Origin of the sequence: Nonomuraea sp. SBT364 (genome assembly GCF_001083785.1) — a bacterium.
Lineage (GTDB): Bacteria > Actinomycetota > Actinomycetes > Streptosporangiales > Streptosporangiaceae > Nonomuraea.
The window spans coordinates 110,570-119,569 of sequence record NZ_LAVL01000009.1; the positions used below are offsets into that span (position 1 = coordinate 110,570).

The 9,000-nt window shown below is 70.4% G+C and carries 9 protein-coding genes; 8 read left to right on the plus strand and 1 reads right to left on the minus strand.

Annotated features, from left to right (window positions below):
* Positions 1–48 precede the first annotated feature (48 nt).
* The 8 genes from ADY59_RS07190 to ADY59_RS07225 all read left to right on the plus strand — a co-directional run bounded on the left by ADY59_RS07190 (position 49) and on the right by ADY59_RS07225 (position 8,466).
* Positions 49–1,332, plus strand: coding sequence for an ABC transporter substrate-binding protein (locus ADY59_RS07190; protein ID WP_049559232.1), 1,284 nt, complete (start codon positions 49–51; stop codon positions 1,330–1,332).
* Positions 1,329–2,291 carry a carbohydrate ABC transporter permease gene (locus ADY59_RS07195; RefSeq protein ID WP_049559235.1) on the plus strand — a complete coding sequence of 321 codons (963 nt, stop codon included), beginning with the start codon at positions 1,329–1,331 and terminating at the stop codon, positions 2,289–2,291. Before ADY59_RS07190 ends, ADY59_RS07195 begins: the two co-directional genes overlap by 4 nt.
* Positions 2,288–3,091, plus strand: coding sequence for a carbohydrate ABC transporter permease (locus tag ADY59_RS07200; protein WP_049559238.1), 804 nt, complete (start codon positions 2,288–2,290; stop codon positions 3,089–3,091). Before ADY59_RS07195 ends, ADY59_RS07200 begins: the two co-directional genes overlap by 4 nt.
* The gene (locus ADY59_RS07205) at positions 3,088–4,458 is read left to right on the plus strand and encodes a GH1 family beta-glucosidase (protein ID WP_049559239.1); all 1,371 of its coding nucleotides are present in this window, start codon (positions 3,088–3,090) and stop codon (positions 4,456–4,458) included. The genes ADY59_RS07200 and ADY59_RS07205 overlap by 4 nt, the downstream gene beginning before the upstream one ends.
* A gap of 33 nt (positions 4,459–4,491) precedes the next feature.
* On the plus strand, positions 4,492–5,487 hold the full coding sequence (locus tag ADY59_RS07210; protein ID WP_049559242.1) for a LacI family DNA-binding transcriptional regulator: 996 nt from the start codon (positions 4,492–4,494) through the stop codon (positions 5,485–5,487).
* A 44-nt stretch (positions 5,488–5,531) separates the two neighbouring features.
* The gene (locus ADY59_RS07215; protein ID WP_049559244.1) at positions 5,532–6,764 is read left to right on the plus strand and encodes a phospholipase D-like domain-containing protein; all 1,233 of its coding nucleotides are present in this window, start codon (positions 5,532–5,534) and stop codon (positions 6,762–6,764) included.
* Positions 6,765–6,864: 100 nt separating this feature from the next.
* Positions 6,865–8,058, plus strand: coding sequence for a hypothetical protein (locus ADY59_RS07220; protein WP_049559246.1), 1,194 nt, complete (start codon positions 6,865–6,867; stop codon positions 8,056–8,058).
* Positions 8,059–8,067: 9 nt separating this feature from the next.
* Positions 8,068–8,466, plus strand: a complete 399-nt coding sequence (locus ADY59_RS07225; protein WP_049559249.1) for a VOC family protein — start codon at positions 8,068–8,070, stop codon at positions 8,464–8,466.
* Here ADY59_RS07225 and ADY59_RS07230 read toward each other — a convergent pair.
* The coding region (locus ADY59_RS07230) for a carboxymuconolactone decarboxylase family protein (protein WP_331459471.1) at positions 8,446–9,000 on the minus strand (555 nt) is incomplete at its 5' end. The genes ADY59_RS07225 and ADY59_RS07230 overlap by 21 nt on opposite strands.

Consider the following 9,000-nt stretch of genomic DNA (forward strand, 5'->3'; position numbering starts at 1 on the left):
GAGAGCGCTCTCTCACCTACCCCCTGGCCCGAACCCGTGGAGAGTTCCATGACCCCTCGTATCCGGCGGATCATTCCGTTGATCACCGCATCGCTGCTCGGCCTCACGGCCTGCGGAGGCGGCGGCGACACCGCAACGCCGGCGGCCGCGCCGACCGAGAAGATCAAGCTGACCGTCGGGCTCTTCGGTGACTTCGGCTTCAAGCCCCTCTACGAGGAATACAAGAAGACCCACCCCAACATCGAGATCGTCGAGAACGTCACCCAGTTCAACGACCACCACAACAACCTGGTCAAGCGCCTGGCCACGAACGCCGGCGCGGAGGACGTCGTGGCCGTCGAGGTCGGCTACGTCAGCACCTTCACCGCCCAGCCGCAGAAGTTCAACGACCTCAAGCAGTACGGCCTGGACCAGCGGCAGGGCGACTACCTGGACTGGAAGTGGCAGCAGGGCCTGAGCAAGGACGGCGGCCAGGTGCTGGGCCTGGGCACCGACGTCGGCGGCCTGGCCATGTGCTACCGCAAGGACCTGTTCAAGAAGGCCGGGCTGCCCGAGGACCGCGACGAGGTGTCGGCGCTCTGGCCCACCTGGGAGGAGTACATCGCCACGGGCAAGAAGTTCGCCGCCGCCGACGTGGCCGGCGCGAAGTTCGTGGACTCCCCCGGTGAGATCTTCCGCGCCATGGTGAACCAGGCGCCGGTCGGGCTCTACGACGCCCAGGACACGATCATCGTGGACTCCAACCCCGACGTGAAGAAAGCCTGGGACCTGTCCAACCAGCTCACCGCCGAGGGCCTGACGGCCAAGCTGGCCGCCTTCTCGCCGCCGTGGAACACCGGCTTCGCCAAGGGCTCGTTCGCCACGATCATCTGCCCGGCCTGGATGACCGGGTTCATCCAGGAGCAGGCCAAGGACGCGACCGGCAAGTGGGACATCGCCACCGTGCCCGGCGGATCGGGCAACAGCGGCGGCTCCCACCTGATGGTGCCCAAGCAGAGCAAGCACCCGAAGGAAGCCGCCGAGCTGATCAATTTCCTGACCTCCAAGGAGAACCAGGCCAAGGTCTTCAAGGAGGAGGGCACGTTCCCGTCGATCCCGTCGCTCTACGACGACCCGTCGATCCAGAACTTCACCAAGCCGTTCTTCGGTGACGCCCCGATCGGCAAGATCTACTCCGAGGCCGCCAAGGCGCTCAAGCCACAGCACCTCGGTCCCAAGGAGGCCGACGTCCGCGTCGCGATCGGCAACGGCCTGGGCCGCGTCGAGCAGGGCAAGCAGACCCCGGACGAGGCGTGGGCGCAGGTGCTCGAGGACGTCAAGAAGATCAAATGAGCACGCTTCCCCTCGCGGTCACGCGACGGCGTAGGCGCGGTGTGCGGCACACCCTCGACACGAGGGTGTCGCCGTACGCCTACGTCGCCCCGTTCTTCCTGCTGTTCTGCGCGTTCGGGCTGTTCCCGCTGGTCTACACGGCCTGGGTGAGCCTGCACGAGTGGACCCTGCTGTCGGACACCCAGACCTTCATCGGGCTGGGCAACTACGGGACGCTGCTGGCCGACGGCTACTTCTGGAACGCCACGTTCAACACGCTGTCGATCGGCATCCTGTCGACCGTGCCGCAGCTCGTGCTGGCCGTCTGGCTGGCGCACCTGCTGAACAAGAGGCTGCGCTTCGCCACGCTGTTCCGGATCTCGCTGCTGCTGCCGAACGTGACGAGCGTGGTGGCGGTCGTGGTGATCTTCAGCCAGCTCTTCGGCCGGGACTTCGGGCTGATCAACTGGGTGCTGGGCGGGCTCGGCGCCGGGCAGATCGACTGGGCCGCCGGCACCGCGACCTCGCACCTGGCGCTCTCAGTGATGATCATGTGGCGGTGGACGGGCTACAACGCGCTCATCTTCCTGGCCGCCATGCAGGCCGTGCCGCGCGAGCTGTACGAGGCCGCCACGCTCGACGGGGCGAGCAACCTCAAGCAGCTCCGCAAGATCACCATTCCGATGATCCGGCCGACGATCATCTTCGTGGTGATCGTCTCGACCATCGGCGCGATGCAGATCATCGCCGAGCCCATGCTGTTCGGGCAGAGCACCGGCAGCGGGGGCGGCCTGGCGACCGGCGGCCCGGACCGGCAGTTCCAGACCCTGGCGCTGTTCGTCTACGAGCAGGGATTCGCGAACTCGACCTTCGACTTCGGCTACGCCTCGGCCGCCTCCTGGCTGATGTTCCTGGCGGTGGTGATCGTCGCGGGGATCAACTTCCTGCTGACCCGCAGGGTGAAGGGCGGGCTGGTATGAGACTGCGCTATCTGACGCTGACCGGGGTCGCCTTCTTCTCGGCGTTCCCGCTCTACTACAGCGTCGTGGTGGCCTCCCGGCACAACTCGGCGCTGGCCCAGGTGCCGCCGCCGCTGCTGCCCGGCGGCAACTTCTTCGCCAACGTGGCGCGGGTCTTCGACACGGTGCCGTTCGGGCTGGCGCTGCTGAACTCGCTCATCGTGGCCGGGTCGATCTCGGTCGCGGTGATGTTCTTCTCGACGCTGGCCGGGTTCGCCTTCGCCAAGCTGCGCTTCCGGGGCAAGAACATCATGCTCGTCATCACCGTGGCGACCATGATGGTGCCGGCCCAGCTCGGCATCATCCCGCTCTACATGCTCATGGTGAAGCTGGAGTGGACCGGCACCAACTACGCGCTCATCGTGCCGGCGCTGGTCAACGCGTTCGGCGTGTTCTTCATGACGCAGTACCTGTCCAGGGCGCTGCCGACCGAGCTGCTGGAGGCCGGCCGGGTCGACGGGTGCACGACGTGGGGGCTGTTCTGGCACGTCGTGCTGCCCACGGCGCGACCGGCGGCGGCCGTGCTCGGCATGCTGACCTTCATGTCGGCCTGGAACGACTACTTCTGGCCGCTCGTCGTGCTCAACCCGGACAACCCGACCGTCCAGGTCGCCCTCTCGACCCTGGCCAGCGGTTACGTCAACGACTACGTGCTGGGCCTGGCGGGCACGGCGGTGGGCACGCTGCCCCTCGTCCTCGTCTTCGCCCTGTTCGGCAAGCAAATCATCGGTGGAATCATGCAAGGAGCGGTCAAGGGATGATTTTCCCGGAAAACTTCGTCTGGGGTGCCGCAACGGCTTCCTACCAGATCGAGGGGGCGGTCAAGGAGGACGGGCGGGGCCAGTCGATCTGGGACACCTTCTCCCATGCCCCCGGCAACGTGGCCGACGGCGACACCGGCGACGTGGCGTGCGACCACTACCACCGCTACCCCGACGACGTCGCGCTGATGCGCGAGCTGGGGCTGGCGGCCTACCGGTTCTCGGTGGCCTGGCCGCGCATCCAGCCGGACGGGGCGGGCGCGGCCAACCCGCGCGGGCTCGCCTTCTACGACAAGCTCGTGGACAGGCTGCTCGAAGCCGGCATCACGCCGTACGTCACCCTCTACCACTGGGACCTCCCCCAGGCCCTGGAGGACCGGGGCGGCTGGGCCGACCGCGACACCGCCCACCGTTTCGCCGAGTACGCCCAGCTCGTCCACGAGCGCCTCGGCGACCGGGTCGGCGACTGGACGACGCTGAACGAGCCGTGGGTGTCGGCCTTCCTCGGCTACGGCAACGGCGTGCACGCGCCCGGCCGCCGCGACCCGGGCGACGCCCTGCGCTCGGCCCACCACCTGCTGCTGGGCCACGGCCTGGCGGCGGCCCGGCTGCGCGAGCTCGGCGCGCCACGCATCATGCTGGTCGTCAACTCGGCCCCGGTGCTCACCCCGGCCCAGGTCAACGACCCGCAGGCGGTGCCGGCCGAGGCGGACGCGGCGGCCGTGGACCGCATCCACGCGCTGCTGACCCGGCAGTTCCTCGACCCGGCGATCCACGGCCGCTATCCGGAGGAGGTGCTGGCAGCCGCCGCCCGCAACGGCGGCACCGGCCACATCCTGGACGGCGACCTGGCGCTCATCAACGCCCCGATCGACCTCGTCGGCGTCAACTACTACAACCCGTGCGTGGTGGAGGCCGGTCCCGGCCTGCCCGCCGACGCGGCCTGGCCGGGCTCGGAGGACATCCGGTTCGCCACCGCCGACGCGCCCACCACCGCCATGGGCTGGCCGATCGTCCCGGACGGCCTGTCCAGGCTGCTCGTCCGCCTCTCGCAGGACTATCCGCAGGTCGGCCTCATGGTCACGGAGAACGGCGCGGCCTTCGACGACGTCGTGGAGAACGGCCGGGTGCACGACGCCGACCGCGTGTCCTTCCTGGACGGCCACCTGCGCGAGGTCGGCAGGGCCATCGAGGCGGGCGCCGACCTGCGCGGCTACCTCGTCTGGTCGCTGCTGGACAACTTCGAGTGGGCCGAGGGCTACCGCCGCAGGTTCGGCATCGTGCACGTGGACTACGCGACACAGACCAGGGTGCCCAAGGACAGCGCGCTCTGGTACCGGGACGTGATCGCCGCCAACCGGTTGTAGATTGCGTTGCGTGCTCTCCCACATGGTGAAGTCATGAGACGTCCGACTCTGGAGGCGGTCGCCGCCCGTGCCGGAGTCTCCCGCGCCACCGCCTCGCGCGTGGTCAACGGGCAGACGACGGTGGCCCCGCACATCCGCGACGCGGTGCTGCGCGCCATCGACGAGCTGGGCTACGTGCCCAACTCGGCGGCGCGCAGCCTGGTCACCCAGCGCACCGACTCGGTCGCGCTGGTCGTCTCCGAACCACCGACCAGGGTGTTCTCCGAGGATCCGCTGTTCTCGACGGTGATCCGGATGGCCAGCGTGGAGCTGGAGGCGGTCAACAAGCAGGTCGTGCTCATGCTGGCCTCCTCCGCCAAGAGCCACGCCCGGGTGGAGCGTTACATCGCGGGCGGGCACGTCGACGGCGCGATGCTCATCTCGATGCACGGCGCCGACCCGCTCCCGTCCGCGATCGCCCGCCTGCGCGTGCCGGTCGTCTCCTACGGCCGGCCGGCCGTGCCCGTCGACATCCCGTACGTGGACAACGACAACGTGGGCGGGGCCGAGACGGCGGTCCGGCATCTGGTGGAGTCGGGGCGGCGGCGGATCGCCACGATCGCCGGGCCGCAGGACATGATCGGCGGCCAGGACCGGCTCACCGGCTACCGCAACGTGCTGCGCGACTCCGACCGGCGCTCGATCGTCGCGGTGGGCGACTTCACCCGCGAGTCGGGCGCGGTGGCGATGCGCCAGCTCCTCGGCGACGATCCGGGGCTCGACGCGGTGTTCGTGGCCAACGACCTGATGGCGGTGGGCGCGCTGCAGTCGCTGCGGCTGGCGGGCCGCCGGGTGCCGGACGACGTGGCCGTGGTCGGCTTCGACGACATCGAGGCGGCCAAGTACACCGAGCCGCCGCTGACCACGATCCGCCACCCGGTCCCCGAGCAGACGGCGGCGATGGTGCGGCTGCTGCTCGGCCTGTTCGAGGACGGCCCGGCCGAACCGGTCATCCTGCCCACCGAGCTGGTGGTGCGCGAGTCGGCCTGACAGGCTTCTTGACAGCCGATCTTCCCGGCAGGATCGTCCGGTCCATGATGTCGAAACGGGCCGCCGCCCTGGCGGCGCTCTGCCTGGCCCTGTCCCTCGCCTCCTCCCCCGCCTCGGCCGACGTCACGGGCCCGCCCGTACTGAACGGGCCGGTGTTCAATGACCCGGTGGCCGATTCGGGCGTCCCCGGCACCCCGAGCGCCGCCCAGTCCGCCGTGATGGACCAGCTCATCAGGCTGATCCGGGCGGCGCGACCGGGCAGCGACATCCGGTTCGTCATGTTCGAGTTCGGCGAGGGCCGGCGATCCAGCGAGGTGGCCGACGCGCTGATCGACGCGCACGCCCGGGGCGTACGAGTGAAGGTGATCCTCGACAGCACCGACGACGGCAAGAACGCCTCCGTCCTCGCCCGGCTCGGCGCCGCCCTCGGCACCGCGGAGGGCGCCGCCTCGTTCGTCGTGCAGTGCGAGTATCCGGACCCGGCCGCCGTGAACCGGGGTTGCATCGCGCGCAACTACCTGCACAGCAAGTTCGCCACGTTCTCCGAGCTGCAGGTGGGCGGGGCCACGCGCGCCGACGTCGTGTTCCAGACCTCGTCGAACCTGTCGGACTGGTACCTGTACAACTCCTACAACGACGCCTACACCTTCCAGGACGCCGTGGTGCACGACGCGTACGTGCGCTACTTCGACGACCTGCGGGCCGGCCGGCACCGGCCGGTGAACCCCGACTACTTCTGGACCACGCCGACCGGGTCCAAGCACCGCGGCCACTTCCTGCCCCGCGACTCGGCGAGCGGCGACCACATCGCCAACGTCCTCAAGCTCGTCGAGTGCTCCTACCGCGACACCGACGGCGTCACCCGGCAGACCGACGTGCGCCTGGTGCTCACCGCGTTCAACTGGTCGCGGGTGGACATCGCCAGGGAGCTGCTGCGGCTGCGCGGCGAGAACTGCTGGGTCGACGTCGTCTACAACGACGGCAGCGCCGTGACCGCCGCCATCCGCACCGAGCTCGGCAAGACCGTCAACGGCAGGCGCATCCAGCTGACCCCCTGCCGCTTCCCCGTCGCGGGCCGCTCGGTGGTGCCGCACGCCAAGCTCATGATGATCGACGGCTTCTACGACGACGACATCACGCCCCGCGTCTACACGGGCAGCGCCAACTTCACGACCCTGGAGAACGCGGACGACAGCCTGCTGCGGATCTCCGGCAGGGACGTCCACACACCGTACCTGTCGTGGTTCTACAAGATCCGCGACACCTGCCGCGCCTAGATGCGCAGTTGTTACCGAAGGCTGCGATTGTAGGTCGGCTACGTCAAAATCGCTCCGATGAGGGGGGTGGACGGTGCCGTCCTCGCGTTCCGCCTTAGGCGTGCTGCTCGTCCTGGCCGCCGCGCTGATCGGTTCGGCCCCGCCGGCGTTCGCCGCGGACAAGACTCTGACCATGGCCTACACCTGCTCGGGCGGGCCGTTCGGCAACGCCTCGCTGAGCGTGCCGGTCGTCGTGCCCGACACGGCGACCGGGTCCTTCGACGTGGAGTGGGCCATCCCCGCGCTGACGCTCCGCGCCGCGGCCACCGCCGCCACGCAGGTCCAGGTGAGCGGCAAGCTCTCCGTCACCGGCGGCACGCACGTGGACCTCGTCGCGACGGGGGCGAGCGTGACCGCCGGGGCCACCTCCGCCGGCGCGAGCGACGTGACGAGCCTGGTCACCGTGACGTCCACGAGCGAGGTGACGGTCAAGCCCTCGACGGAGACCGGCAGCCTCAAGCTCTCCCTGGCGAGCGCCCCGGCCGAGGTCACCTCCTGTACGACCACCACAACCCAGAGCGTGACGGTCACCGTCGGCCAGGGCGGCGGCGACCCGACGGACGGCGACGTCGTCCTGTACACCTGCAAGCCCACCTCCGGCGACGAGCAGGACGTGGACATCAAGGTCACGCTCACCCTGCCGACGAGCAACCCGGCGACCGGTGAGCAGTTCACGATCGGCTGGAAGGGCGCCTACGAGAGCGGCGCCGAGCTGGAGGCCCCCAACGGCCTGCCCACGACCGGGCTCAAGATGTACGCCTACGCGTCGATCTCCGGCCTGTCCGGGCTCACCTCGGCGACCGGCGTCGGCGAGCTGACCGGCGTCGCCGTCGGCCAGCCGATCCCGCTGCCCGCCTCCGTGGACATGAAGACGACCTCGCAGAACGCGGGCACCGCGACCGTCAAGCCCGCCTCCATCAACTTCGGGCAGCAGCCGACGAACCCGCTCATCGAGTGCGAGCCGACCAACTCCGACACGCTGAAGACGTACACGCTGACCATCGGCGCGGGCGGCCCGACCACGACCCCCACCACGACGCCCACCACGACGCCCACCGACGACCCGACGGACGAGCCCACCGACGAGTCCGAGGACGAACAGTCCCGGACGCCCAAGGACGGCGTGGCGACGGGCGCCGGCGGCACGGCGGGCCCGGACGGCCGGATGTTCGTGCTGGCCGGGTCGGTCCTGGTGATCGGCGCCGGCCTGGGCGGGCTGCTCCTGCGCCGCCGCACCGCGACCGGGCGCGCATAGGATCTGCCCATGATCGCTGACCTCGAATGTGTCGTGCTGGACTGCCCCGATCCCGCCGAACTCGCCGCGTTCTACCAGGCGCTGCTCGGCGGGACCGTCGACCGGCCGGACAAGCGGTGGTCACTCGACGACGACTGGTCCACGCTGCACACCCCGTCCGGGCTCGTCCTCGCCTTCCAGCGGGCGGCCGACCACCGGCCGCCGCGCTGGCCCGACCCCGCCCACCCGCAGCAGTTCCACCTCGACCTCCGGGTCGCCGACCTGGACGCGGCCGAGGAGCACGTGCTGGCCCGGGGGGCGGCGAAGCTGGCGGGCGACCCGGCCGAGCCGGGCTGGCGCGTCTTCGCCGACCCGGCAGGACACCCGTTCTGCCTGCTCCGCCACTCCTCAGACCCTGAAGACGCGTAGCTGCAGGGCCAGCGTGGCGTAGTAGCCGACCAGCGTGGTGAGCTCGAAGACGGCGGCCGGGGGCAGCGCCGCGTACTCCCCGTCGGCCAGGTCGCCGCGCGCCACGAGCGCGCGGGCCAGGCGGAGCACCGCCGCCTCTGCCGGGTCGTCCAGCGGCACGTCCGCGCCGTCCCGGACGGCGGCGAGCTGGGCGGGCGTGAAACCGAGGCCCAGCGCGATCTCCTCGTGCACCCGCTGCTCGAAGGCGCTGTCCCAGTGCGCGGCCACCACCAGGATGGCCAGCTCCCTGGCCCGGTCGCCCAGCGCCGAGCGGTAGCGGATCGCGGCCCCGAGCTCCTGCAGCGCGTCGCCCACGGGCGGGCTGAGGAGCATCGCGGCGAACGGGCCCACGAGCGCGCCCTCCTCGCCGAGCATCGCGGCGCCCCGGGGACCGGCGACGATGCGGTCGTGGAGGGCGCGGGCGTCCGGGTCGAGCCCGGCGGGCGGCAGCGGGCGAAGGCGCGTCACCGCACCGATGCTAACCCGCCCCGGCCC